Here is a 24,559-nt window from a genome sequence, read left to right as displayed (position 1 = left end):
GACGCGAACGCCGCTGTGGAATCTGAAGTCTCGGTTGGGGTTTAGACGCGCTCGATGATGGTGGCGACGCCCATGCCGCCACCGATGCACAGGGTGATCAGCGCGTAGCGGCCGTTGCGGCGCTCGAGCTCGTCGACCATGGTGCCGGTGATCATCGCGCCGGTGGCGCCGAGCGGGTGGCCCATCGCGATGGCGCCGCCGTTGACGTTCAGCTTCTCGTCCGGGATGTTCAGGTCCTTCTGGAACTTCAACACCACGGAGGCGAACGCCTCGTTGATCTCGACCAGGTCGATGTCGTCGAGGGTCAGGCCCGCCTTGGCCAGCGCCTTCTTGGCGGCCGGGGTGGGTCCGGTCAGCATGATGGTGGAGTCGGCGCCGCTGGTGGCGGTGGCGACGACGCGCGCACGCGGGGTCAGGCCGGAGGCCTTGCCCGCCTCTTCGGTGCCGACCAGCACCAGCGCGGCGCCGTCGACGATGCCCGAGCTGTTGCCGCCGTGGTGCACGTGGTTGATCTTCTCCACGAAGTGGAACTTCTGCAGCGCGACGGCGTCGAAGCCACCCATCTCGCCGACGACGGCGAAGGACGGGTTCAGCTTGGCAAGGTCCTCTGCGGTGGTGCCGGGACGCATGTGCTCGTCTTTGTCCAGCACGATGATGCCGTTCTGGTCCTTGACCGGGACGACCGACTTGGCGAAGTAACCGCCGGTGGTGGCAGCGGCGGCCAGCTCCTGCGAGCGCACCGCGTAGGCATCGACATCATCGCGACTGAAGCCCTCGATGGTGGCGATCAGGTCGGCGGAAACACCCTGCGGAACGAAGTAGGTGTCGTAGTTGGTGGCCGGGTCCAGTGCCCAGGCGCCACCGTCGGAGCCCATGGCCACACGGGACATCGACTCGACGCCACCGGCGATGACCAGGTCGTCGAAGCCGGAGCGGACCTTCTGCGCGGCCAGGTTCACGGCCTCGAGGCCGGAGGCGCAGAAGCGGTTGAGCTGGAAGCCGCCGACGGTGTCGGGCAGGCCCGCCACGGTCACGGCGGTGCGCGCGATGTCCATACCCTGGTCGCCGACCGGGCTGACAACACCGAGGATGAGGTCGGAGATCCGGTCCTCTTCGAGGTTGGGGAAGCGGTTACGCAGCTCCTGGATCAGACCAACAGTCAGGTCGATCGGCTTCACCGAGTGCAGCGAACCCGTCTTCTTGCCGCGGCCACGTGGAGTGCGGATGGCCTCGTAGATGTAGGCCTCTGTGGTCATATCGGAGTGTTTCCTTCCTTGGGGTGCGAAGGCCGAACTTCCGTCCGTCCAAGCGCTCTCTGCGGTGGCGCCGCCTATCCGGCGCGGCCGCGGGTAACCTCGTCGACCGATCCTTCGACCGACCGTCCTGACGCTGTATAAAACTCGGCAAGCAGCGGCGGACGAACATTCCGGACGCCCAGACGCCTGGGCATACCATAGAACTTCGCCATACCGGAGCTCACGGCCACCCGTTCATACTACCGTGGTGTGCGAACTCCGGTTAACTTAACGTCGTCGAGGCGGGGCTTGTCAACCATCCAGCCGTGTGGCACCGAGCTCACTCGCGAGCAATTCGAGAGCGATCTCGTCGGGGTCGCGCCGCTCGCCGGGGGCCACCGGCTTTGCCGACTCGGCCAGCATCTCCCGCTCTTCCTCCGGAGTCGCAGGTGGCGGCACCCCATCCACCGGCGCATAGTCCACCGGCCCCGGGTCATCCGGTAGGTCGGGGAAATCCGGCGGCGGAATGTCGTCCTCGGCCGCACGCGACCGTACGTCGGGACCATCGCTCGGCCGCTGCCCACTCCCGCTCCCCGCGGTATCCGCGGCCGCGCCACGAGCCTGGCTCGGCCGCGAGAATCGCGGCGGCGCGGCGGCATCCGAACCGCGGCCCGTCGCGGCGCCGGGTTCACGTGCCGACGCATTTCCGGTTTCGCGGGCGCCCGCACCCCGCCCGCGACCTGCCGCGGCCGCGGTCGCCGCCGGTCGCGGCGCGGGCGCGCCGGCCTCCCATCGCACCTCGTGATCGCGGCCGAGCACGGCCTGCACCGCAGATCGGACCGCCGCGAGATTCCGCGGATCGGACAGGCGCTGCGCCAACGGCGCGTGCTGATGGGCGAACACGATCACGTTCCCCTCCAGCCGCGACACCGACGCCCCGGACAGCAATGCCTGCACGGTGGGCCCGAACTCCCGCACCTTCGCGCGAATATCCGCCCAAGCCGCCTCGACCGCCCGCAACAAATCGGCGTCCTGCTGCACCGGAGCGGCCGCTGGAGCCTGCGCTGACGCAGCATATTCCGGATCGACTTCCTCACGACCCGTTGCCGCTGGCATCGAAATCTGTTGCACTGGTGCGGATTCCGTAGACTCTGCGGCCGGGGCAGCGTCCGGAGCGTGAGCGGCAACCGAGGTCCGCCCAGCGACCGAGGCCTGCCCAGGAACCGACACATCTCCAGCGGCTGGGATTCGCCCAACGCCGGAGACCTGCCCACCAGCTGATGCGTTCCCAGCTGCAGAGGTTTGCTCAGCGACCGAGGTCTGGCCGCCCGGCGGCGGCTCAACTGCCGGGGCGTGCTCGGCAACCGGAGCAGCCGCGGCAACGGGGGTCGCCTGAGCGATCGGAGCCGACGCAGCGTTCGCGATGCGCCCAGCGTCCGCAACGTGCTCAGTGCTCGCAACCTGCTCAGCGCCCACAACCTGCTCGGCGCCCGGGGCTTCTCCCTGGCCCGGGGTACGTCCAGCGCCCGGGATTTGCCCAATGCCGGAAGCGGGTTCAACGACAGAAGTCGAGTCGGGGACCGGAGCGTGCTGAGCCGGCGGAGCCGACTGCTTGGCGGCGGGAGCCTGCGCGGTCGATTGCGGGGGCGCATTCCGGCCCGCGGCGGCATTCGGTTCGGCGACTCCGGAGCCTTCGCTCGAGGCACGAGTCTCCCGTCGTGCCGCCGCCAGCAGTTCCGCCCCGCGGCGACGCGGTGGCTCCGCGGCCGAGCCCTGCGCAGGCGCGACCGGTGCCGAGGCGGGCGCGGGGCTCGGCGATGCGACGCCTGCACCTGTCGCCTGCGGGACCACGCCACCGGCAATGCCGCGTTCGAGCTGCTCGATGCGCTGCAGGGTCGCCGATTCGGCATCCGATACCGAGGGCAACAGCATTCGGGCACAGACGATTTCGAGCAACAGCCGGGGCGCGGTCGCACCACGCATCTCACCGAGACCTTCGTGCAGCAGTTCGGCATGGCGAGCCAGGGTGGCAGGACCGAGACGCTGCGCCTGGTCGCGCATGCGCTCGAGCACATCGCCCGGTCCGGAGACGAGGCCGCGATCGGCGGCGTCGGGGACGGCGCGGAGCAGGATCAGGTCACGCAGGCGTTCCAGCAGGTCGACGGCGAAGCGGCGGGGATCGTGGCCGGCCTCCATGACCCGGTCGACGGTGCCGAACAGGGCCGCACCGTCACCGACGGTCAGGGCATCGATGGCGTCATCGATCAGCGCGACATCGGTGACGCCGAGCAGCGAGACCGCCCTCGGATAGGTGACGCCTTCGGGGCCCGCGCCGGCCAGCAGCTGGTCCAGCACGCTCAGGCTGTCGCGCGGCGAGCCGCCGCCCGCGCGGATCACCAGCGGATACACCGCCTCGTCGACCGGGACGTTCTCCTGCTCACAGATCTTTCCGAGCAGTCCACGCATAGTCGCGGGCGGCAGCAGCCGGAACGGATAGTGATGGGTCCGGGAGCGGATGGTCGGCAGCACCTTTTCCGGCTCAGTGGTGGCGAAGATGAAGATCAGGTGCGCGGGCGGCTCCTCGACGATCTTCAGCAGCGCGTTGAAACCCGCGGTGGTGACCATGTGCGCCTCGTCGACGATGAATACCCGGTACCGGGACTCGGCGGGCGCATAGAAGGCACGATCACGCAGTTCACGAGTGTCGTCGACACCGCCGTGGCTCGCGGCGTCCAGCTCGATCACGTCGAGGTTTCCTGGGCCGCCGGGGCCGAGCGCTACACAGGAGGGGCACACACCACACGGCGTCGAGGTCGGGCCCTGCACACAGTTCAGCGAGCGCGCGAGAATGCGGGCCGAGGAGGTCTTGCCACAGCCACGCGGGCCGGAGAATAGGTAGGCATGACTGATCCGGCCGGTGTCGAGGGCGGTGCTCAGTGGGTCGGTGACGTGCTCCTGGCCCACCACCTCAGCGAATGTTGCCGGTCGGTACTTCCGGTACAGAGCCACGGCCAGAGGTTACCGGCGCGCACCGACAAAGAACATTCCCGCAGGCGCACGCACCCGGCGCGGCGCGGCAGCCGCCAACCCATGCCCCGAAACGTGATGTAGATCACAAGATGCACAAAGATTATTTCGGCCCGGATGATCAGCGACGAAGGCGGCAACGGGAGAGCAATCGCCCGCCGAGCGGGGGTCGAATCCGACACCTTGTCGTTTGACCACCCCTCTTGGCAAGCATTAGTTGAACTCACGCCCCGGTTTTCCGCCCGTTTGTGGAGATAACGAAACCATCAACTCGAGTGACATCGACGCTATCGGCTGGCTACCGTGGTTATCGGCAACTTCGGTAGCCAAACCTTCATCAGGTTGGTGGCCCCGGCCGGTCCCTCATCCCGACCGGGGCACAACCTGGAATCCGCAGGCAGTTCGCCGAACACTGACGCTTCCACCGGAGGGCCGTTTCCCCGTGCCGTCTTGTGACGACATCGCCGCCGCCTGGCTTTCGAGCACCGACTTCGCCGACAACCATACGGCCGTCGACCTGCTGAGCCGGGCGATCAGCCCACAGGATTTCGCGATCAAGCGCGACTCGCTGCCGGTGGCCGCCGCCGCCGACCCGGCGACCGCCGCAGCGATCCTGGAACTACTCGAGCGCGGCCAGGTGCCGACCATGGCTGCCATCCGGACCCTCACCGCACAGAACGAGATGCGACGCGAAGCCGAGCGCATCGAACGTCTCGGCCGCCGCGCCCAGCGCAGCATCGACGATTTCGGCCGTGTCCTCGCCCAGCTGGCCCACGACCACTGGACCGCGCACGGCACCGGCCCCATCCGGCGCGACGTATTGCAGTCCGAGCCGGTGATGGCCCTGATCAGGGACCGAATCGGCGATATCGCACCCGGCGCGGTGAAACACCTCTGGCTGATCGAGCGCGCTCAGCGCGCCGGCTGGATCGCCTCGAATGCCGAGCCAGGATCACTGTGCGCGGCACGGCGTTTCCACTCCGCCAAGTACGGCAACCGGGTCTCGCTACGCCCGGTCAACGCCATCGGCACCCTGGTCGCGGGCTTCCTCGACGAGCACCTGACCGAGCACGGCCGCCCGCCGCGCTGGTCGGTCCTCGCCCACGATCTGCGTGACGACCGCGGCCGCCGGGTCTTCCACGACACCGCCGACGCGCGCACCCAGCAGCTGTGGCTCACCACCGCCGAGTGGATGGCGGTCCGCGAGGACCTCCCGGTGCCGGGCCGTCGCGGTGCGCGAGCGCTCGCCCGTAAGCCGAAACGCTGATCCACGGGCCGCGCTCGGCTAAAACACCTGGTGGTGCGCGGCCGGACCGTGACCATTCGGTAATTTCCTTGCAACGCATTCCTGCGTGAAAGGAGTTACCCGTGTCTTCAACCATCGATCCCGCGGCCACCGCCTGGCTGCTCATCAGCACTGCACTTGTGCTGCTGATGACACCGGCCCTGGCCATTTTCTACGGCGGGATGGTGCGCTCGACCGGCGTACTCAACATGCTGATGATGAACTTCATCGCCATCCCACTGGTGACCGTGGTCTGGTTGCTCGCCGGCTACAGCCTGGCCTTCAGCGAGGACGCGGGCGGCGGCCTGATCGGCAACCTCGGCCACTTCGGCATGACGGGCATCGACCCGAACACCGTGCACGGTTCGGTTCCCGAGCTGCTGTTCGCCACCTTTCAGCTGACCTTCGCCATCCTGACCGCGGCACTGGTCAGTGGTGCGATCGCGGACCGCGCGAAGTTCTCCGGCTGGATGGCGTTCGTGCCGTTGTGGGCGCTGGTGGTGTACGTGCCGATCGCGCACTGGGTGTGGGGTCCGGACGGCTGGCTGGCCTCCTTCGGTGCACTCGACTACGCGGGTGGGCTTGTCGTGGAGATCGCTTCCGGTGCGTCCGCGCTCGCGCTGGCAATCGTGCTCGGCCCGCGCATCGGCTTCCGGATTGATCAGATGCGTCCGCACAACCTGCCCTTCGTGCTGCTCGGCGCGGGTCTGCTGTGGTTCGGCTGGTTCGGCTTCAATGCCGGATCGGCACTGTCCGCCAATGGTGTCGCGGCAGCGGTGTTCCTGAACACACTGGTCGCGGGCTGCCTCGGCATGCTCGGCTGGCTCGCGGTCGAACAGATCAGGGACGGGCGGCCGACCACCTTCGGTGCGGCCTCCGGCGTGGTGGCAGGTTTGGTCGCCATCACCCCGTCGTGTGGTTCGGTGAACACCCTCGGCGCGCTGATCGTCGGGCTCACGGCCGGCGTGGTGTGTTCGTTCGCGGTCGGCTGGAAGTTCAAGGCGGGCTATGACGACTCGCTCGATGTGGTCGGCGTGCACTTCGTCGGTGGTGTCGTCGGCACGCTGCTGATCGGCCTGCTCGCCAACCAGGTGATGACCGGCGGCGTCGAGGGCCTGCTCTACGGCGGCGGTGCGACCCAGCTCGGCAAGCAGCTCGTCGGCGTGCTCGTGGTCGCGGCGTACGCGTTCGGTGTGACCTTCGCACTCGGCAAAGGCATCGACCGTGTCATCGGCTTCCGGGTGACCAAGGAAGACGAGACCGCCGGCATCGACTTCGCACTGCACGCCGAGACCGCGTATGCCGAAGGCGTGCACGGACATGCGCCGCGCCGGTTCGGTGAGGGACACTTCGGCCACCCGCACGGCGGCGCCGAAGACCGGGACCGCTGACCCGCGAGAACGCAGCACCTGGCTGCCGCATCGGACCGGTGTTGTGACGACACCGGTCCACGGGCGAACAGCAGGTGCCGCCGCCGGGCCCGTGCCGCCGTACGCCGTTGTCAGCTCACCGCACCAGCCGGAGCGGTGAACGTATTGCACTGTGCCGCACGGTTTTTATCCACACCGGTCTCGAACCAAGTGCCGCCGTTCTCCGCGGTGCCGTGATCGCGCATATCGCCGCGCTGATCGCCGCGGCCGTGCGCATCCCGCTTGGCAAGGCTGATCTGGTTGCCGGTCAGCGAGCCGCCGCCGGACGCGGACGCCATGTACATGCCGTCGAAACAGTTGGCCTGCAACTCGACTCGGCGCGAGAGCTCCAGACCCTTTTCGCTGCGCGCGCCCGCGTCGACCCGCTCGCTGTTGGCTTTGCGCAGGATTCCCGACATGGCCTGGACATGATGGCCGTACTCGTGCGCGAACACCGAAAGGTAGACCACCCAGTTGTCTTTGAACAGCTCGGTCTGCAGCTGGCTGATCGGCATGTAGATGGTCTTGTTCGCCGGGCAGTAGAAGGCCGCGAAATTACTGGTGGTTCCGGTGCACGGCGTGGTGATGCCCGAGGTCGTCGCGCTGACATTGAGCGCAGGCGGCTGAAACGGCAGATTCGACTTGGCCAGCACCGGTTTCCATGCCGCCTCCAGGCAGCCCGCGGCCGACTCGAAGAACTTGCGTGCCGCGTCCACCTGAGTGCCCCACGGCGAGTAGTTGCAGCGCGCGGGAACCAGGGTCGAGCTCGGATCGGTCAGCAGCGGGTTGGTCCCTGTCTCCGCGCGGCCTGCCGCGCCACTGGGATCCGGCGTGAAGGTGAAGCTGGGCGCGGGTCCCGACGACTCGGCGCTGTGCCTACCCGTCGAAATCGCGTAGCGCACCAGGGAACCCGCCACCAGGAACACGATGACCAGCAGCAGCGCCGTCAAACCACCGCCACGTTTACGGGGCGGGCCGGGCGGACGGCCGGGTGGGCCGTAGGGCATCGGCGGCGGCATAGGCGGGCGGAATCCGGGCGGCGGATAACCAGGGGGCGGACCGTATGCGGGCGGCGGGCCATATCCCGGAGGCGGTTGATAGCCGGGCGGTGGGCCGTATCCGGGCGGGGGCCCATAGCCGGGCGGCGGCGGAACCGGACGCCCACCAGGCGGAACCGGTCGATAACCGTACGGTGGTTGTGTCACTCCCCCGTACCCCCTCATCTCATGATCGCCGACAGCCGCTGACGCAGAATAGCAACTTGTCTAGAGTAGGCAGCCATGCTGACTTTTCGGGGGGGCGCCGCTGCTAGGGCCGCAGCGCTGATTCTCGCAACCGCGGGAATGATTGCGGCCGCTCCGTTTGCCCACGCTCAGCCCGAGCCCGATGGTGTGCACATCACCGCCGATCTGAAACTCAGCACGCTGGGTGTGCTCGAGGTCGTCGAGCAGGTGGTCGTGCCTGCCGGCGGCGAGTTCAAGATGTCGCTGCCGCTGCGGCTCAAGGTCGGCGCGGACGTCGAACGCGTCTTCAAGGTCACCGATGTCGACACCAACGGCTCCGGCACCGCGACGGTCGCGAACGATCAGTTCACCATCGACGCGAAACCAGGCGAGTCCACCTTCACCTACGCGATCCACAACACCGTCAGTGATGCGCCGGGCACCCAGGTCTTCCGCTGGCTGGGCATAATCAATGCCGATGTCGCCTCGATCAGCGCATCGTTGATCAGCCCGTCCTACGAAATGGGCATCGTAGACTGCAAACTCGGCCCGCCCGGGAACCTCAGACAGTGCTCCGACCTGCACATCGAGGCGGACGGGGTGCTCTTCTGGGAGCAGACCGATCTGCACAAGGGCGACACCATCGACCTGACATTGCAGCTGCCGCCCGGCACGGTCCCGTCCAACGCCGACGTCCACGGCGGCGGCGAATCCGGCCCGTTCGCTGTCACCACACCGGTTCTCGTCGCCTTCGGAGTGCTACTGCTCGCGCTGGCCGGACTTGCCGCCTTCGTGCTGCGGGCGCGGCGCGAAAACGCCGCTGCCGGAACCGGATCGAACACCATCGATCCGCTGCTGCGCGAGGGCGACCGGGTGCAGTTCACCTCCCCCGACGGCATCCTGCCCGGCGAAGCAGGCCTGGTGCTCGACGAACACGCTGACCCCGCCGACATCGCAGCCACGGTGGTGGATCTCGCGGTGCGACGCTATCTGTGGATCACTCCGATCGGCGACTCCGACTGGCGGATCAACCGGGTCAACGCTCCCGACGACCAACTGCGCGACTACGAGAAGGCGGTCTACCAGACCCTGCTGCCCGCGGGCACGGACTCGGTCACCATCACCGAGCTTCGCGCGCCAGGACGCGTGCAGGCCCAGCCGGTCCGCACCGCCATGCTCGCCGACGCGGTTGCCCGCGGCGCGTTCATCGCACGGTCCGGCCTCGGTCCGACGAGCTGGCTCGGCGGTGGCCTGATCGTCGCGGGCATCGCGACGACCATCGCACTCGCCGCCACCTCCGGCCACGCCCTGGTCGGCGTCGCCATCCTGCTCGCCGGCATCGCGACCTTGCTGCTGCCCCGCTACCTGCCTGCCCGCACCGCACCGGGCCGCGCGCTCGCCGGGCAGGTCCGCGCACTGCAGCGCGGCCTCGATGTGACTGTGCGCGAACAGATTCCGCCCGCCGACCAGGAACTCGTGTTCTCCAGGGCGCTCCCCTTCACCGTGATCAGCGGCCGCGCCGACAACTGGATCCGCGCCTTCCGTGACCTGAACCCCGCCGCGGACTCCCAACCCGGCCTCTACTGGTTCGGCAGCTTCGAACGCGACCGCAACCTCCAGCGCTTCGCAGGCCACTTCCCATTCTTCATCACCGCGCTCGAAGGACTCTTCAGCACTTCGGGCGGCAACAGGTAGGTCAGGGCAAGCCGGCGGAGCACACCGACGGCCGGGCTCATGGCCCGGCCGTCAGCTCCTAGCGATCGGTCGTCCCAGCGATCAGTCCACAGTCACGGTGCGGCGCATCGCGGACAACGGATCCGCGTAGAGCGCGCTGAGCGAGGTGACCACAGCCGCGAACTCCTGGACCTTGCCGCCGAATCCGCTGATTCGGATGTCGGTGGGCGGCAGGGTCGAGGACTGCTGGAAGGCGCGCGCCACGTGGGTCACGGCCGGGCGGTAGCCGGTGAAGGCCTGACCGCCCAGAATCACCCGGTCCGGGTTGAGCATGTCCCGGACCAGCGCCACGGTCTGGCCGAGCGTGGTCGCCCGCTCCGCAAGCAGTTCCTCGGCCGGCTCGGAACCCGCCTCGGCGGCCCGGTACAGATCGGCGATGGTCGAACCCGCGGTGCCGTTGTAAGCCGGAATGATCCCGCGTCCGACGGCCCGCGCGTGCAGCGACCGGTCACCGACCGTCACCTCGAGGCAGCCGCGCCGGCCGCAGGGGCACACGACATCGGAGCCGGTCGGCAGGTGCGCGATCGAGCCGGGCCCGTTGCTCGGCGTGTGCACACGGCCGTCCAATGTGACTGCGACACCGGCGGTTTCGCGGACGTAGAAGTACAGGCTGCTGCCGCGTTCGGATCCGGCGCCGCGCGCGTCACGCTGGTCGGGAGTCGGAAGCAGCAGCTCGGAAGCCGCCATGGCCTCCACATGCGGCGCGACCGAAACCGGCAGCTCGAGCACCTCGCCGAGCACCGAGCCGATCTGTGCGCCCTTCCATTCCAGCTTGGGGTGGTCGACCACGCCGGTGAGCGGGTCGACCCGACCGCCGATCGCGACACCGGCCCACAGCGCCTTGCGCCGGTGCCAGCGCTGCAGGAAAGCCTTGGCGCTGCGGGCGACGGTCGTGGTCGCGAAGTCCTGACCGGTCTGCGGGGTGGCGATGGCGAGTCCACCGAGGATCCGCCCGCGCAAATCGGCCGCGATGATCTTGGTGGCTGCGGCGCCGATGTGAATGCCGAGGGTCAGGTACGCCTCGTGGTCGATCTCGAAAGGCACCCGCGGACGCCCCACCGCACCCGAAGCGGTCAGGTCGGGACGTTCCCGCAGCAGGCCCGCGGTGAGCAGCGCGGACACCTGACGGTTGACCGTCGCGATGCTCAAACCCGTTGTGCGCGCGGCATTGTCGCGGGAAACCGGACCACCGGTCGCGGCGCGTAGCACGGCTGCCGCCGGATTGTCGGCGATGCGGAGTTCCGGTGCGACAACGGGACGCTGAACACGAACACGACCGTTCGCAACCCGGGAGAGGGGTCGCTCGAGAGTGAGGGACATATGAAGATTCCTTGCCGAAGTCCCGTAACTACGGGACGTGCCTACATGTGTGGCGACGAGGCAGCGCGCGAGTGCGAAGAATCGCTCAGCTGCAGCGGCAGGAACGACACAGTTCCCGCGTCAGCGGCAGCCGCAGACCCAGTGCGGCGGTCACGTAAGTGACCCGCAGTGCGGTCGGGCGGCTGGTAGACATGGGATCAAAGTTAACACCGAAATCGCCGCCCACCAAGCCCCCTCGACAGCTCGGGCGAATCCCAACATAGTAGCGCGCTCCGAAATCCTTGGCCCACACCGGGTTCCGATCCCCTGTGGCCCAGCGCACGATGGGTCCAGAAATGCCGAATGGGGCCGCCGATACGGCGACCCCATCGGGTGACTTGCTTTCCCCTTACGCGGCTTCGGCAACCACCTGACGGCGGGCCAGCAGTGCGGTGGCCGAGGCGGCGAGTCCGATCAGCGCGACCACGGTGACCAGGTACAGGCCGGGCCGGTACTGGGCGATGCTGGTTGCAGCGCCACCGCTGATCAGACCGGTGACGACGGCGAGCACGACCGCCCCGCCGATCTGACCGGAGGTCTGCACCAGACCCGAGGCCAGGCCCTGCTCGTGGTCGGCGATGCCCTCGGTGGCCTGGACCATGACCGAGGAGAAGCCGAGCGCAAAGCCGAGGCCGAGCAGCAGGAAGGCAGGCAGGTAGTCGACGACGTAGGTCGGGTCCGCGCTGCCGCCGAAGGCGATGAACCAGAGGTAGCCGAGTACGAACGAGGCCATCGAGGCGATGATCATCGGAGTCGTGCCGTAGCGGTCGATGAGCTTGCCCGCGACCGGCGACAGGATCGCCACGATGATGCCCGCCGGAGCCAGCGCGAGCGCCATCTTCAGCGGCTCCCAGCCGAGGGTGTTCTGCAAGTACAGCGAGACGATCGTCTGGAAGCTGATGTAGGAACCGAAGATTGCCAGCGCGGCCAGATTGGCCCGCACGATCGACTTGACCTTGAAGATGCTCAGCCGGACCAGTGGATGGGCGACCTTGTTCTCCACCACGAAGAACGCGCTGAGCAGCGCGACGGCGGCGACGGCGGTGGCGAGCACGCTTGCGGTGAGGCCCTTTTCGGGTGCGGTGACGATCGTGTAGACGGCGGCGAGCATGCCACCGGTCAGCAGTGCGGCGCCCGCGAAGTCGATGCGGCCCTTTTCCTTTTCGATGTTGCGCGGCACCACGATGTAGGCGGTGACGACGACTGCGGCGACGACAACGACCGGCACGTAGAAGGTCAGCCGCCAATCGATGCCGGTGAGCAGACCCGAAACGATCAACCCGGAGGCGTATCCGGTGGCGCCGAAGACCGTGAAGATCGACAGCGCACGGTTGCGATCATGACCTTCTTTGAAGGTGGTGGTGATGATCGACAGGGCAGCCGGTGCGGTGAACGCGGCGGCGACGCCCTTGACGATGCGACTCGCGATGAGCAGCGCGCCGTCGTCGACGAGTCCGCCCGCCAGCGAGGCCACACCGAAGACCACCAACGCGGTCAGGAAGACCTGGCGGCGGCCGAGCAGATCGGCGGCCCTGCCACCCAGCAGCAGCAGGCCGCCGTAGCCGAGGATGTAGCCGTTGACGATCCACTGCAGGCTCTCGGTGTTCAGCCCGAGTTCCGATCCGATGGACGGGAGTGCGACGCCGACCATCGACACGTCGAGTGCGTCGAGGAACATCGCCAGGCCCGCCACGAACAGCACGGCCCACAGCTTGGGCCCCCAACGACCTGGGACGTGATCGGTTGATGCGGTGTTCAACGCCTCTGGGGCGGTAGCTGTCATAGTCACGCCGGTAAATTTAGATGCATGCGCATTAAATGTCAACGCATCTAATGCAGGTGCACAAACCGCCTGGTCGCTGTGATCACGTGACCACCAGCTCAGCCGGAGCAGACGGCTCAACCAGGCAGTGCACCGACCGCTTCCGAGTCACGTAGCCGCATCGGCGAAATCACCTGCACTACAGGGGATTTTGGTGCCCAGTGCTGGTTCCAGGTCCCCCAGCCAGTGGGCGGTGGGGTCATAGCGGGCGAAGAATTGGTCGCCGACCAGATTCGGATCTCGGGCTTGCAGCAGTCGCAGGGCGAAGACCTTTGTGCCCAGGATGGTGGGAGCGCCGTCGATCAAAACCTTACCGATGTGCGTGGACATGACCGGGCCGCGGGCGGTGCGGGCCAGCCCGGAGACGCGCGCGATCGCATCGACGTAGATGTCCAGTGCGCGCGCCAGCGGTACTTCGAAGTAGTTGCGGGCGCCGGTGTCTCGCTCGACGAACATGTAATAGGGAATCGCGCCGAGCCCCACCAGCTGCTGCCACAGCTCAGCCCATGCTGCGGCGTTGTCATTGACGTGCGCGACCAGCGGCGCCTGGGCCCGGACCACAGCGCCGGTCTCCCGCACCCGCGCCAGGGCTCGCTGCACGGTGGCCGTCTGCAGTTCACGCGGGTGGGAGAAGTGCGCCATGACCGCGACATGCCGGCCGGCGGCGGTGCACTGTTCGAGCAGCCGCAGCAGGTCGTCGGAATCCGCGTCCTCAGTGAACCGGGCGGGCCAGTAAGAAAGCGCTTTGGTCCCGAATCGCAGCGTCGCGACATGCTCCAGGTCGGGTGCCAAGAGCGGATCCACCCAGCGGCGCAGCACCGCGGTCCGCATGATCATCGGGTCGCCACCGGTGAACAGCACGTCCGTGACTTCAGGATGCTCCCGCAGATACGTCTCCAGGGTTGCGGGCGTGGACAGCGCCTGGCGGGTTTCGCTGCCGACGAACTGGGCCCAGCGGAAGCAGTAGCCGCAGTAGGCGTGGCAGGTCTGTCCCTGCGACGGAAAAACCAGCACCGTCTCCCGGTATTTGTGCTGCAGACCGAGCACCGGCCGCCCATGCAGGACCGGGACGTTGGCCTCGAGTTGGCCACCGGGATGTGGGTTGAGCTCTGCGCGCGCCTGCGCGGCCGCCTTGTTCAGCACCTCCCGCGAGGCGCCCGCGTCGTGCAGTCCGGCGATACTCGCGAACACCTCGGTCGGCAGCATGTCCCGATGCGGGAAGGTGAGCCGGAAGATCGGGTCGTCCGGTGCCGCCGACCAGTCGATGAGTTCGTCGATGACATATTCATTCACTCGGAACGGCAGCACGCTGCTCACCACGCGCAGGTCACGCAGATAGTCATCGGGCAGGCCGCGCCCGCGGGCGATCTCTTCGAGCCGCTCGCCGACGTACAGTTTCATGGGGCCACCAATTTCTCGTCGCTGTGCTGAGGGAACACGTCACTGTGTCGGCGGAGTCCGGTAATCCAGACGAGCGGAGTGGACACCGCGATGAGTGCGGCACCGGTCAGGAACGCCGGGCGAGGATCGTTGTGCTCGAATTCCGCGAGAAGACCTACTACCTGCAATACCGCGAGGGACAATACGACAGGCGACGTGCCGAGATAGCGCAGACCGGATCGGAACTCGGCGCCGAGCCCATGCCAGGACGACCGCTCGCGGTTGTGCGTCAACTGCAGTACAAGAAGCGGAATCGCGAGCACGGCCACACCATCGCCGAGCAGTGAAATCGCCTGGCCGGGCAGGAACAGCCGACTTCCGGCGGCCGGGTTCACGGCGTCCACGTATAACCCGCCAGCTCCTCCAGGACGCAGCCGAAAGACATCTTCAGCGGCCACTTGAGAGTGCCGTAGTCGATATGGGTGACACCACGTTTCAGCGCGGCCGCCACCAGCCCGTAGTAGGCCATCACGAAATAGGCGCCGTAGGCATCCGGCTGCTGTCCGCACCACAGTGCCCGCAGGGTGTCGCCGTGGCGCAGCGCCAGCACGAAACCGACGACCTGTTCCGCGCGCCGGATCGTGGTCACGACGCGGTCTTCGGGCGAGTAATGGCGAATCATCCGATCCAGCGTCGCGGCTTGGACATCCCGCTCGGCGACGGAATCGTACTTGTGCAACGTGCTCGAGCGCAGCTCGAGGACCTGGTCGCGGACCGCACCGAGATCGTCCTCTCCGAGCGTCATCCCGCTCTCGTCGATACGGCGCAACAGCCGCCGCAGGTCACCGCGGCGCTGGCGGGGCAGTTGCGCCAAAAATTCCTCGACATCACCGAAGTCGACCGACATCACACAGGTCGGGTACAGCGAGACCGGTTGGGCGCCGAAGTCGGCCAGGACTTTATGCAGAAGACGTTGTCGCTCGGGCACATAGAGAAATGACACCGATTTCGCACCCTGTTGTTCAGCCCAGCCGCTGAGAGTCTGCAGGGTGTTGTGCAACATTGCCGGGTCCGTTGCACCGGGACCGGCGGCGGCACAGGTATAGCCGGGCTGCAGCGCCAGCACGGCCGGGTACAGCGACTCGGCGGCAGCCGCGGGCGCGGCGGCGAGACGTTCCCCGAAGGCCGGAATGTCGCCGCGCAGGATTGCGGCAATGTCGTACCGCGGCTCGGTGGGCGGATCGTCCAGCCAGCGGGTGTACAGGCCGACCTGCGGCTGCCCGTCCACGCTGGCGACGAACCAACGCGGCTCGCCAGGAAGCAGCGGCCCCATCGTCTCCAGCCAGCGTGTGGACACCGCATAGTCCGGGGTCGAGGCTTCGAGCGTGGCCCATTCCGAAGGACAGTCCACGACGGATTTCAGTTCCGTATGCATCTCTCACCTGCAGATTCCCGATCGATGAGACGCGATCCCACCGGAGTCTTTATCGCTCATTATCGTACCGTTACCCGTCGGTACGATGAGTAACGTATCGACATTTTGGTCATCTCCCCAGGCGTGAAAATCCGGAACGGCACACCGGGCCTTACCTCGCGGCGATGCCACTTTGTTGCTGTGACCGAGTCTCAGAGGACGCAGATACTCCACCCGCTCGGCCCGCAACTTCCTGGGCCCCTGCGGTTTCCGATCTACCCGAATCCTGTCCAGGAATGGGAACCCGGGTGGCGGCCGGAGTTCGCGACGCCCGCATCATCGGCACCCGGATTCTGCCCGGCTGGACGCGGCGACGGTTGCGATCCGTCGGTGGCCCGAAGAACCGCCTGGTCGGACCGACCACAGCGAAAGGCCCCACCCGGTCGAAAACCGGGCGGGGCCTGTTTCCGCGGCGGTGACGACCGCGGATGTCGGTTGCGCGCAGCGACCTACTTGGCCGGAGCCGGAGCAGCAGGTGCGGCAGGGGCAGCCGGCGCGTTGAACGGCTGGTTGATGGTGGTGAAGTACTGAATCACCGCACCGATCGCCACCGGAGCCGTGACGAAGATCTGACCCAGCACGGTGCCGACCGCACCGACCAGGGCAACACCCGCAATGCAGCCGACAGCAGCCGCGGGGAGGAACGGACCGAACAGGCCGACGATGGTGCCGAGGGCGACCGTGCCGGCCAGGATGCCGCCGAGGACGCAGCCGATGGCCGCGCCGCCGAGCCCGCCGACCAGGGTGCCGACGGTCGCACCCATAGAGATGGTGCTCGTCAGCCGGGTCCAGGCGGCCAGCTCACGGTCGTACTCGGTCTTCCACGGCGCCTTGTCCTCATACGGCAGGGCAACCGGCTTGTAGACCGCCTTGGCCGCATCGATCTGCGGAGTGAGAGTCGCCGTGCGGCCGGAGATTTCGGTCGCGATCGGGAACTCGAACTCATCGATGCGGAACTTCAGCGGCGTGCCTGCGACAACAGTGCCGTCGGCGGCCTTGATCTTCAGTGCGTCGTCCTCGACGACGAGCGAGCCGGCATCGATCGTCACGATCGACTGCGTTTCGGTGGTCTGGGCGGTGAAATTGATTGCGTCGCCGGTCTGTTCGGTCGCCGCCGGCGCCGCGCCGGAGGTGCCCGAAGCAACCCCGGTCGCGATGGTCACCAGCGCCGCGACAACGGCTAGCTTCCTCATCCTCATGTACTGCAATCCCTCATCTCAGGTGGAGCTTCCGAGGGCAAAGCATCGACGAGAAATCACGAGGGGACGAGGGAAAAACGCAGACAGATTCCAAATAGGCAAACCTGGAGCGAACAGAATGGAAACTACTTCGCCTTCGCGGCAGCCTTGGCCTGCTTCTTGAACGCGCGCACTTCCAATAGCGACTCGGCATCGACGATGTCGGCGGCGGACCGGCGCGAACCCTGCTCCGAGTAGGCCCCCGCGGCTGCTTCCCAGCCTTTCGGACGCACTCCGAGCTGCTTGCCGAGCAGGGCGAGGAAGATCCGCGCCTTCTGATCGCCGTATCCGGGCAAGGAGTTCAGGCGCTTGCGCACCTCTTTGCCGTCCGGGTCGCCCGCAGTCCAGATCGCCTCGACGTCGCCGTCGTAGTGCTCCAGCACATACTTGGCGAGCTCCTGGGTCCGGCGTGCCATCGACCGGCCGTAGCGGTGAATCGCCGGCGGTGTCGCACAGAGTTCCTCGAACTCGGCGGAATCGGCCTCGGCGATCCGGTGGATGTCGAACCCACCCATCCGGTCGGCGATCTTCTTCGGACCGCGGAACGCGTGCTCGAGTGGAAACTGTTGATCGAGCAGCATGCCGACCAGCAGCGCGAACGAACTCTCCGACAACAACTCGTCCGCCTCCGGGTCCTGCGCGAGGCACAGCTTCACAGTCACGGACTTCCTTTCCCGGTCTTCGACGCCACGATCGACTCGTCCTCGATCATCTCATCAACCGACCGCGCGTGGTCTCGGCCACCCGGATCGACGGAAGCCCTCGATCGTGATGCACCTCACAGACCTGCCGTGCGATGTGGTAAGCCCCCGCGTAGGCTCTCGGCCATGCCTCAGACGACGGCCGAACCGAGGGACGGAATCGGGCCAATGGATTCGCACGGATTGCGCCCGGACCGCTTCGACAGCGCGGGTCAGGATCAGTTGGTCGATGTACGCGATCTACATGCGGCACTGCCCGGCATCCGGAGACTGCGGACCTGGGCCCACGACGCACTCGCACTGCAGCCGGGCGAGCGCGCGGTCGACATCGGCTCCGGCTCCGGATCGGAGGTGCTCGCCTTCGCGGACGCGGTCGGACCGACCGGAACCGCGATCGGCGTCGAACCCGACCCGCACCTGCTCGCTGCCGCCGAACGCCGCGCGGCCCAGGCCGGGTCGACCGCCAAATTCCATTCCGGCGACGCCTACGGCCTGCCCTTCGGCGCCGACAGTTTCGATGCGGCGCTGTGCGAGCGGGTCTTCCAACATCTGACCGCACCGATCCGCGCCGCCAACGAGATCGCGAGGGTGCTACGTCCCGGCGGCCGGGTTGTGGTGGTGGACAGCGATTGGGGCACCGCGATCGTGCATCCCGGCAATCGTCAGGTGGTCAGGGAGGTCGTCGACACCCTGCTCTCGGCGACGACCAACCCGCTGTCGGGCCGGCTGCTGCCCGGACTGCTGACCAAGGCAGGCCTGGTCATCGATGAGATCGGCTCCCATGCGCTGGTACAGGACCGCAGCGTCGGCGCCGGTGCGCTGGTCAATCGGATCTCGGCAATGGCGGTGGCGCGCGGCGTCATCACCGAGGCGCAGCGCGATCAGCTGATCGCCGACCTCGAGGCGGGCGCCGAGAGCGGCGATATCCATCTGTCGGTGACCATGTTCGCCGTGCTGGCCCACAAGCCGCTCTGACCCACGAGAACGCGACAGCGGGCGCCCACCGGATTCGGTGTGCGCCCGCTGTCGTTGCGGGCTACTTGCCGAGGAGCTTCTCGGTGGCGGCCAGCAGCACACAGGTCGCGAGACCGTCCATCGCCTTCTCGAGTTCGGCTTCCTTCGGGAAGCTCGGCGCGATTCGAATGTTCTTGTCCTCCGGGTCATTCCGGTAGGGGAACGCCGAACCCGCCGCGGTCAGCGCAATCCCGGCGTCCTTGGCAAGCGCGATCACCCTGGCCGCGGTGCCTTCGAGCACATCGAGGCTGATGAAGTAGCCACCCTTGGGTTCGGTCCAGGACGCTACCTTCGATGCGCCGAGCCGGTCCTCGAGAATCCGCAGCACCAGCGCGAACTTCGGTTCGAGGATGGCGCGGTGCTTCTGCATGTGGGCACGCACACCGTCGGCGTCCTTGAAGAAGCGCAGGTGCCGCAGTTGGTTGATCTTGTCCGGGCCGATGCTCTTCTTCGACGCGTGCCCGAGGTACCAATCCAGGTTCGCCGTCGAGGCGCCGAGGAAACTGACTCCCGCACCCGCGAAGGTGATCTTGGAGGTGGAGGCGAAGACGATGGGGCGGTTGGGGTTTCCGGCCGCGGCGGCCAGTCCGAGCACGTCGATGACCGGGGCGGCGGTGTCGGTCAGTGGATGCACCGCATAGGCGTTGTCCCAGAACAATCGGAAGTCCGGCGCGGCGGCGGGCATCGAAACCAGTTCCCGAACAACCTCTTCGGAGAACACCACACCGGTCGGGTTGGCATAGTTCGGCACCGCCCACAGACCCTTGATCTGCGGGTCGTTCGCCAAAAGCTCTGCGATGGAGTGGGTATCGGGGCCGTTGTGGTTCATCGGGACCGGGATCATCTCGAACCCGAGCGCCTCGGTGATCGCGAAGTGCCGGTCGTAGCCGGGGCTCGGACACAGGAACTTCACCGTGGGCTCGGCCGCCCAGCGCTGTTTCGACTCGGGCGTGCCGTACAGCATCGCGTAGGTGATGACGTCGTGCATCAGCTCCAGGCTGGCGTTGTTGCCCGCTATCAGGTTGTCCACCGGAATGCCGAGCAGCTCACCGAAGATGGCGCGCAGCTCCGGGAGTCCGTGCAGCCCACCATAGTTGCGGCAGTCGGTGCCGGTGCCGTCACGGAAGTCGCCGGCACCGGGCAGGGAAAGCAGCTCCGTGGACAAGTCGAGTTGTTCCGGCGAGGGTTTTCCCCTCGTCAGGTCCAGCGTGAGCTTCTCGGTCCCGAGCGTCGCGTAATTCGCGTGTTGGGTCTCGTGTTCCGACACGAGCTCCGCGTGGCTCATCAAACCGATCTGCGTTTGCCGGGGCATCCTGGGCAGCCTTTCGAAGCAGCAAAAGGGGCGAGTGGTGACGTCCGGCCGATGTCCGTATGACCGCCGGCGGACCGCTGTTCACGTTACCCGGCGGTTGCTCCGAATTGGAGTGGATAAGCGGCTCGGGATCGTCGACCCGCCGAGCGCTGAAATTAAGGGGACCCCGCGCACCCGGCAGAGCCCGTTGACCCTTGCTGCCTTCCGGCCCTGGGGGAGTTCACAGGATGCGCGCCGCGCGGGATCCGTTGGCCAGTGTAGCGGCTCCTCGATCACACCCCACCATCCGGGGCCCGCGCGCACTCGCGAGCACTGGTTACGATCTTTCCAATATCGGAGGGGCTTCCCCACCGTACGAGGGGATCGACAGGTGACAGACAAGAATCCGCCGCACGGCGGCCACGAGGCGCCGGCGGCGTCCAGCGACGCGGAGCCGACACCCCAGTGGTGGGAAGCGCCGACCACCAGCGACAGCTCCGGATCTTCGTCGGGCGCCGACCCGACGATGGTCCGGGTACCAGGACAGTTCGACGCCTACACGCCGCCACCGCAGCCCTACGCGCCGCCACCAGGACCGTACCCACCACAGCAGCCGTACACGCCACCGCAACAGCAGTACGCGTCGCCACAGCAGCCCTATGCACAGCCGCCATACGCACAGCCCGCTCCCCCGCCCCCTGGACCGCCCAGTTATCCACAGGCGCCCGTCTACGGCGCCGGCTACCCAGGTACGCCCCCGCGGCGGCGGAGCAACACGGGGTGGATCATCGGCGGCATCGCCGCACTGGTCGTGGTCATCGCCCTGATCGGCGGCCTGGTCGTCGCGGCGAAGAGCATCGGCGGCGTCAGCAAGTCCTGGACCGGCGACTACGCCATGGACAAGGTGACGGACTCGTGCAGCCTCATCACGCCTTCGGTCCTCGCACGGTGGGCGCCCACCCAGAAGGAACTCACGCACACCGAGGACCAGCCCGACAGCGACTACGGCGGCGGTTCGCTGAACTGCGATGCCAAGTACGAGGGCACCAGCATCAACAGCGCGTCACTGACCATGGACGCGGACTTCGCGAGCAAGTACGGGTCGCCGCATTACAACATCTGGAAAGACATCGACACCGGTACCTCGGGCACCGGACGGAGCTCCGGCGCTGTGAGCGGACTCGGCCAAGAGGCGTACTTCGCCTACCGCGAGGACACGTCCACATCCTTCAACTCGCTGAACTACACGATCGGCGTGCTGGACAGCAATCTCTCCCTCCAGGTCGAGATCAGCATCTACTCGAAGACCTCGATCGACCGGTCCGCAGTCGCCGCCGCCGCCGAGGCGCAGGCCCGCCAGGTCATGGCAGGCCTGCGAAAATAGCTCCCCAGCAGGCCCATTTGGCGACCGACGGGGGGCACCCGCTATGCTGCTCCACGGAGGATTCGCCTAGTGGCCTATGGCGCTCGCCTGGAACGCGGGTTGGGTTAACGCCCTCAGGGGTTCAAATCCCCTATCCTCCGCCGGGAAGGACGCAGGTCACCGGCAAGATTTCAGATCTTGCCGGTGACCTGGGTCCACACCTCCGGTCCACAAACCGAAATCTGAGGGAAATCGGCGTCGCGACCCATAAGGCGCGAACATGTCCACACCCCGCATTCGCATTCGCAAAGACAACACCACTTACAGCCAGGTCCGCTATCGCGTCGAATGCGACGGCCGCACCGTCGAGACCTCGCAGAGTTTCGACGACCACGGCGCCGCGATCCGCTGGGCGAAGCTGCTCGACGAGGTCGGCCCGCTCGAGGCCGAGCGCATCCTCGCCGCGCAGCAGGGCGCCACGCAGAGCGAGTTCGTCACGCTGACCGAGTGGTTGCGTCGCTACGCAAACCGGTTGACCGGGATCGAGGAAGCCACACGCACCCGGTATCACCGATACATAACCCCGTTTTTCGATGGCGCGTACACGCCGGTCGAGGCCGTCACGCAAGACATGGATGCCGCGTGGGTGATTCACCTTGAGCAGGAGGTCGGCAACTCGCCGAAGACGATTCACAACAGGCACGGTCTCTTATCCGCGTCCATGTCAAGGTTTCCCCCTGTGGTTGGGTTTTGCCGGATGATCGCCCACCGCGGCCGACACGTTAGCGCAGACGATCGAGTGCGCCGCGGCGCACTCGATCGTCTGCTGTGGTCTCAGGTGGTTGGCGGTTCCGGTTCATAGTCGCCATAGCGTCGGGGGCCGGGCGCGGCGGCGGCGAGTTCGGTCGCGGCCTGTTGCAGCGACACCGCCGCCGGGTGCTCGGCACCGAGCAGGGCCGCTACTTCCTCGTAGATCGGCTGGAGCAAGTCCCGCAATTCCCGGGACTTGCTCACGTCAATAGGGTTCGGCACCAGAGATTTCCTCTCATCGGCTCGGGCATTGGCTGGACGGTACCTCTCGCGGCTGCGAATGGTCACTGAACGCGAAGGGCGTACCGCGAAGGTTGCCGAGGATGCTCACGCTCATACGCCACTTCCCCGCGTAGCACGCAGCGGAGGTTTCGTAGGAGGTGTAGTTCGGTGGGCCTGGTGGGATGCTGCGATCGGTCCGGTAGGCGGCGTTCTCCCACCGCCCGTGGTTGTCGTATTCCAGAGCGAGGGTCAGGGTGTGTTCATCGGGCGGTGCGTCGCATTGCGCGAAGCCTAGGGCGGTGATCTGCGGCGATGTCACCATCGGTGTGCTCCAGGTGAACTCGAATCCGCACGACTTTGCTGCGATGTCGAGCGGCTGCGCAGAGGCGGTGGCCGGTGCGGTGCCCAGCGCGGCGGAGCCGAGGATTCCGACGAAAAGGATTGTGTTACAGCGAGATAGCAATGGGATTCCCCATCTTTCTTCCACCTGAACGGCCTGCGCACGCTCAGTACTCTCGTGACGTGTCAGGCTTCATCCGACCCGCGCGGTGTGCTCGCTCGTGGTTGGGGGTGCAGTCGGTCGAGCGCGTCTCGCACATGCTCAATCTCAACGATCTCGCACTCGGCCTCGCGGGCGATCCGCACGGCCAGTTCGAGAGCGTCGCGAAGCTCGGGAGAGTACAGCGGCTCAACGTCGATCACGTCGGGCTCGTCGAGCAACGACATGGCCGGGATTGCGAACGTCGGGCCGACCATGCCGCGCTCGTCGACGGGTGCCCACGATCCGTCCTCACGTTGCAGCCACCCCGCCGTAGCGGTCGCTTCGCTCATAGCAACAAGCACGGCATCGCGTGCCCGCTCGATAGCGGCCATGCAGTAGCGGCAGATTCCGGTTTTAGGCTCGGCATCTTCAAAGGTGCACCGAGGGCAGCGTTTTGGCATCATGCGAACCGTGCAGTCGGCGGTCACCGTTTCGCGCTCGACCGCGGTACGGTCCCGGCCGGTGTCACTAGATCGCAGGCCAGGGCGACCGCTCGTGCGTGTCCGCCGAAGTGGTCGAGATGCGGTGTCAGAATGGCGACAGCCCCTGCCTTGCATGCGGTTTCGACGACCAGAGTCGTGGGCATGTAGGTGTCTGATCGGATCGTGAGGATTCCGGTGAACTCGTAACCGCGCTGGCGGGCCAAGTCACTGATCACCTGCTCGTCACGGACCCTGTTCGAGCCCGTAATGTCGAGCAGCAACAGACCGATTGCTTTGTGGTGCATTGGTTTTCCCTTCGATTGCGCTGCCGGTTCCTGCCGGGTCATTACGCTTCGGCGCGCAGACGATTCGCTGAGCCGGGTCGAGTTCGAACCCGCCGGAACTATCTGGGACATCTGACTCACGCCCCCAATGGGTTTGGCAGATCCTTCGCCGACCCCAGAGCGGCCCAGTAGTCATCGCGAAGCGCGTCCCAGAGGTCACCGTGCTTGTGCAGCATCTCCCGCGCGGCGGCCAGATCCGGGTCCCCGTCGAACATGATCGTTCCGGGTTGTGCAGCAGGTAGCGGTGTCCGCGACGGCAGCCGATAGGCGGTGAACGACTCGGAAGTGAATTGCACGCGCAGGATGCGTGCAGAACGCCGCGCCAACTGCCACACCGCGACCTTGCGACCATCCTCGGTTCGAGTGGTCCGCAACCTGTCTCGGCGCATCACGCCACCTCGTCATTGGTGCGCCCGGTGCCGGGGGACTCGACACCCCGGCACCGAGACGGCTCAGCGGGCGGGGGTTGTCCTGCCCACTCTCGGACGGCCCCGGCGAAGCGCTCGACCACATCGGCCGATGCTCCGACATAGGTGGCCAGTGGGCCGACGAACGGAATGCGATTCGGTAGTGCTTCGGCGGCGTTCATGGCAGCGCCTCCCGCTGGTAGAAGATTTGCCGCGGCGTCCCGTTGTCGTCATCGCCATCTTTGTCAGACCAACTCA

The 24,559-nt window shown here is 66.9% G+C and carries 23 protein-coding genes, 1 tRNA gene and 1 other RNA gene; 7 read left to right on the top strand and 18 right to left on the bottom strand.

Going from position 1 to position 24,559, the window contains the following annotated elements; translation table 11 throughout:
• Positions 1 to 41 precede the first annotated feature (41 nt).
• A complete protein-coding gene (locus OHQ90_RS06480; RefSeq protein WP_328408240.1) occupies positions 42 to 1,256 on the bottom strand; it encodes an acetyl-CoA C-acetyltransferase in 1,215 nt (404 codons plus the stop codon).
• Positions 1,257 to 1,547: 291 nt separating this feature from the next.
• Complete coding sequence (locus OHQ90_RS06475; RefSeq protein ID WP_328408238.1) at positions 1,548 to 4,244, bottom strand: DNA polymerase III subunit gamma and tau; 2,697 nt, start codon at positions 4,242 to 4,244, stop codon at positions 1,548 to 1,550.
• A 460-nt stretch (positions 4,245 to 4,704) separates the two neighbouring features.
• On the opposite strand from OHQ90_RS06475, the gene OHQ90_RS06470 reads away from it, so the two are divergent.
• A complete protein-coding gene (locus OHQ90_RS06470; protein ID WP_328408236.1) occupies positions 4,705 to 5,529 on the top strand; it encodes a hypothetical protein in 825 nt (274 codons plus the stop codon).
• A gap of 167 nt (positions 5,530 to 5,696) precedes the next feature.
• A complete protein-coding gene (locus OHQ90_RS06465) occupies positions 5,697 to 6,938 on the top strand; it encodes an ammonium transporter (RefSeq protein ID WP_328412620.1) in 1,242 nt (413 codons plus the stop codon).
• 110 nt (positions 6,939 to 7,048) lie between these two features.
• Here the strand turns inward: OHQ90_RS06465 and OHQ90_RS06460 are convergent, their stop codons facing one another.
• Positions 7,049 to 7,963, bottom strand: a complete 915-nt coding sequence (locus OHQ90_RS06460; RefSeq protein ID WP_328408234.1) for a neutral zinc metallopeptidase — start codon at positions 7,961 to 7,963, stop codon at positions 7,049 to 7,051.
• Between the two features lie 273 nt (positions 7,964 to 8,236).
• On the opposite strand from OHQ90_RS06460, the gene OHQ90_RS06455 reads away from it, so the two are divergent.
• Positions 8,237 to 9,874, top strand: coding sequence for a DUF2207 family protein (locus OHQ90_RS06455; RefSeq protein ID WP_328408232.1), 1,638 nt, complete (start codon positions 8,237 to 8,239; stop codon positions 9,872 to 9,874).
• 81 nt (positions 9,875 to 9,955) lie between these two features.
• Here OHQ90_RS06455 and OHQ90_RS06450 read toward each other — a convergent pair whose 3' ends face one another.
• From OHQ90_RS06450 to OHQ90_RS06420, 7 genes are all read right to left on the bottom strand, one after another.
• Positions 9,956 to 11,233: an ROK family transcriptional regulator gene (locus OHQ90_RS06450; protein ID WP_328408230.1), complete on the bottom strand. Its 1,278-nt coding sequence runs from the start codon at positions 11,231 to 11,233 to the stop codon at positions 9,956 to 9,958.
• Between the two features lie 388 nt (positions 11,234 to 11,621).
• Entirely contained in the window at positions 11,622 to 13,055 is a 1,434-nt protein-coding gene (locus OHQ90_RS06445; protein ID WP_328412619.1) for an MFS transporter, read from the bottom strand.
• A 147-nt stretch (positions 13,056 to 13,202) separates the two neighbouring features.
• Positions 13,203 to 14,495 carry a KamA family radical SAM protein gene (locus OHQ90_RS06440; protein ID WP_328408228.1) on the bottom strand — a complete coding sequence of 431 codons (1,293 nt, stop codon included), beginning with the start codon at positions 14,493 to 14,495 and terminating at the stop codon, positions 13,203 to 13,205.
• Positions 14,492 to 14,878, bottom strand: a complete 387-nt coding sequence (locus OHQ90_RS06435) for a hypothetical protein (RefSeq protein WP_328408226.1) — start codon at positions 14,876 to 14,878, stop codon at positions 14,492 to 14,494. Before OHQ90_RS06435 ends, OHQ90_RS06440 begins: the two co-directional genes overlap by 4 nt.
• The gene (locus OHQ90_RS06430) at positions 14,866 to 15,909 is read right to left on the bottom strand and encodes a GNAT family N-acetyltransferase (protein ID WP_328408224.1); all 1,044 of its coding nucleotides are present in this window, start codon (positions 15,907 to 15,909) and stop codon (positions 14,866 to 14,868) included. Before OHQ90_RS06430 ends, OHQ90_RS06435 begins: the two co-directional genes overlap by 13 nt.
• A 488-nt stretch (positions 15,910 to 16,397) precedes the next feature.
• Positions 16,398 to 17,147, bottom strand: coding sequence for a hypothetical protein (locus OHQ90_RS06425; RefSeq protein WP_328408222.1), 750 nt, complete (start codon positions 17,145 to 17,147; stop codon positions 16,398 to 16,400).
• Positions 17,148 to 17,272: 125 nt separating this feature from the next.
• Positions 17,273 to 17,848: an HhH-GPD-type base excision DNA repair protein gene (locus tag OHQ90_RS06420; RefSeq protein WP_328408220.1), complete on the bottom strand. Its 576-nt coding sequence runs from the start codon at positions 17,846 to 17,848 to the stop codon at positions 17,273 to 17,275.
• Positions 17,849 to 18,013: 165 nt separating this feature from the next.
• On the opposite strand from OHQ90_RS06420, the gene OHQ90_RS06415 reads away from it, so the two are divergent.
• Positions 18,014 to 18,862: a methyltransferase domain-containing protein gene (locus OHQ90_RS06415; protein WP_442941333.1), complete on the top strand. Its 849-nt coding sequence runs from the start codon at positions 18,014 to 18,016 to the stop codon at positions 18,860 to 18,862.
• A gap of 61 nt (positions 18,863 to 18,923) precedes the next feature.
• Here the strand turns inward: OHQ90_RS06415 and OHQ90_RS06410 are convergent, their stop codons facing one another.
• Both OHQ90_RS06410 and ffs read right to left on the bottom strand, forming a co-directional pair.
• The gene (locus tag OHQ90_RS06410; RefSeq protein WP_328408218.1) at positions 18,924 to 20,213 is read right to left on the bottom strand and encodes an aminotransferase class I/II-fold pyridoxal phosphate-dependent enzyme; all 1,290 of its coding nucleotides are present in this window, start codon (positions 20,211 to 20,213) and stop codon (positions 18,924 to 18,926) included.
• A 155-nt stretch (positions 20,214 to 20,368) separates the two neighbouring features.
• An RNA gene (gene ffs / locus OHQ90_RS06405) (signal recognition particle sRNA small type) lies at positions 20,369 to 20,463 on the bottom strand.
• A 120-nt stretch (positions 20,464 to 20,583) separates the two neighbouring features.
• On the opposite strand from ffs, the gene OHQ90_RS06400 reads away from it, so the two are divergent.
• The 3 genes from OHQ90_RS06400 (at position 20,584) to OHQ90_RS06390 (ending at position 22,417) form a co-directional block, all read left to right on the top strand.
• The gene (locus tag OHQ90_RS06400; RefSeq protein ID WP_328408216.1) at positions 20,584 to 21,576 is read left to right on the top strand and encodes a hypothetical protein; all 993 of its coding nucleotides are present in this window, start codon (positions 20,584 to 20,586) and stop codon (positions 21,574 to 21,576) included.
• 55 nt (positions 21,577 to 21,631) lie between these two features.
• Positions 21,632 to 21,716 (top strand) — tRNA-Ser (locus OHQ90_RS06395).
• Between the two features lie 119 nt (positions 21,717 to 21,835).
• Complete coding sequence (locus OHQ90_RS06390; RefSeq protein WP_328408214.1) at positions 21,836 to 22,417, top strand: hypothetical protein; 582 nt, start codon at positions 21,836 to 21,838, stop codon at positions 22,415 to 22,417.
• Here the strand turns inward: OHQ90_RS06390 and OHQ90_RS06385 are convergent.
• The 6 genes from OHQ90_RS06385 to OHQ90_RS06360 all read right to left on the bottom strand — a co-directional run bounded on the left by OHQ90_RS06385 (position 22,390) and on the right by OHQ90_RS06360 (position 24,483).
• A complete protein-coding gene (locus tag OHQ90_RS06385) occupies positions 22,390 to 22,569 on the bottom strand; it encodes a hypothetical protein (protein ID WP_328408213.1) in 180 nt (59 codons plus the stop codon). The genes OHQ90_RS06390 and OHQ90_RS06385 overlap by 28 nt on opposite strands.
• 31 nt (positions 22,570 to 22,600) lie before the next feature.
• Positions 22,601 to 23,050 (bottom strand): hypothetical protein, encoded by a 450-nt coding sequence (locus OHQ90_RS06380; RefSeq protein WP_328408211.1) that lies wholly within the window; start codon positions 23,048 to 23,050, stop codon positions 22,601 to 22,603.
• 62 nt (positions 23,051 to 23,112) lie between these two features.
• On the bottom strand, positions 23,113 to 23,556 hold the full coding sequence (locus OHQ90_RS06375; RefSeq protein WP_328408209.1) for a hypothetical protein: 444 nt from the start codon (positions 23,554 to 23,556) through the stop codon (positions 23,113 to 23,115).
• A complete protein-coding gene (locus OHQ90_RS06370) occupies positions 23,553 to 23,855 on the bottom strand; it encodes a hypothetical protein (RefSeq protein ID WP_328408207.1) in 303 nt (100 codons plus the stop codon). Before OHQ90_RS06370 ends, OHQ90_RS06375 begins: the two co-directional genes overlap by 4 nt.
• A gap of 116 nt (positions 23,856 to 23,971) precedes the next feature.
• Positions 23,972 to 24,283, bottom strand: a complete 312-nt coding sequence (locus tag OHQ90_RS06365; RefSeq protein WP_328408205.1) for a hypothetical protein — start codon at positions 24,281 to 24,283, stop codon at positions 23,972 to 23,974.
• Positions 24,283 to 24,483, bottom strand: a complete 201-nt coding sequence (locus OHQ90_RS06360; protein WP_328408203.1) for a hypothetical protein — start codon at positions 24,481 to 24,483, stop codon at positions 24,283 to 24,285. Before OHQ90_RS06360 ends, OHQ90_RS06365 begins: the two co-directional genes overlap by 1 nt.
• Positions 24,484 to 24,559: the final 76 nt, after the last annotated feature.

The organism is Nocardia sp. NBC_00403, assembly GCF_036046055.1.
GTDB lineage: Bacteria > Actinomycetota > Actinomycetes > Mycobacteriales > Mycobacteriaceae > Nocardia.
The sequence above is the reverse complement of the archived record's forward strand: the minus strand, read 5'-3'. Positions and strand labels throughout refer to the sequence as shown.

What these genes read in the sequence shown, in the direction of transcription:
- OHQ90_RS06480 (WP_328408240.1), bottom strand. Translation starts at nt 1,256, where the DNA reads ATGACCACAGAGGCCTACATCTACGAGGCCATCCGCACTCCACGTGGC.
- OHQ90_RS06465 (WP_328412620.1), top strand. Translation starts at nt 5,697, where the DNA reads ATGACACCGGCCCTGGCCATTTTCTACGGCGGGATGGTGCGCTCGACC.
- OHQ90_RS06460 (WP_328408234.1), bottom strand. Translation starts at nt 7,963, where the DNA reads ATGCCCTACGGCCCACCCGGCCGTCCGCCCGGCCCGCCCCGTAAACGT.
- OHQ90_RS06455 (WP_328408232.1), top strand. Translation starts at nt 8,237, where the DNA reads ATGCTGACTTTTCGGGGGGGCGCCGCTGCTAGGGCCGCAGCGCTGATT.
- OHQ90_RS06450 (WP_328408230.1), bottom strand. Translation starts at nt 11,233, where the DNA reads ATGTCCCTCACTCTCGAGCGACCCCTCTCCCGGGTTGCGAACGGTCGT.
- OHQ90_RS06445 (WP_328412619.1), bottom strand. Translation starts at nt 13,055, where the DNA reads ATGACAGCTACCGCCCCAGAGGCGTTGAACACCGCATCAACCGATCAC.
- OHQ90_RS06440 (WP_328408228.1), bottom strand. Translation starts at nt 14,495, where the DNA reads ATGAAACTGTACGTCGGCGAGCGGCTCGAAGAGATCGCCCGCGGGCGC.
- OHQ90_RS06430 (WP_328408224.1), bottom strand. Translation starts at nt 15,909, where the DNA reads ATGCATACGGAACTGAAATCCGTCGTGGACTGTCCTTCGGAATGGGCC.
- OHQ90_RS06425 (WP_328408222.1), bottom strand. Translation starts at nt 17,147, where the DNA reads ATGAGGATGAGGAAGCTAGCCGTTGTCGCGGCGCTGGTGACCATCGCG.
- OHQ90_RS06415 (WP_442941333.1), top strand. Translation starts at nt 18,014, where the DNA reads ATGCCTCAGACGACGGCCGAACCGAGGGACGGAATCGGGCCAATGGAT.
- OHQ90_RS06410 (WP_328408218.1), bottom strand. Translation starts at nt 20,213, where the DNA reads ATGCCCCGGCAAACGCAGATCGGTTTGATGAGCCACGCGGAGCTCGTG.
- OHQ90_RS06390 (WP_328408214.1), top strand. Translation starts at nt 21,836, where the DNA reads ATGTCCACACCCCGCATTCGCATTCGCAAAGACAACACCACTTACAGC.
- OHQ90_RS06370 (WP_328408207.1), bottom strand. Translation starts at nt 23,855, where the DNA reads ATGCACCACAAAGCAATCGGTCTGTTGCTGCTCGACATTACGGGCTCG.
- OHQ90_RS06365 (WP_328408205.1), bottom strand. Translation starts at nt 24,283, where the DNA reads ATGCGCCGAGACAGGTTGCGGACCACTCGAACCGAGGATGGTCGCAAG.
- OHQ90_RS06360 (WP_328408203.1), bottom strand. Translation starts at nt 24,483, where the DNA reads ATGAACGCCGCCGAAGCACTACCGAATCGCATTCCGTTCGTCGGCCCA.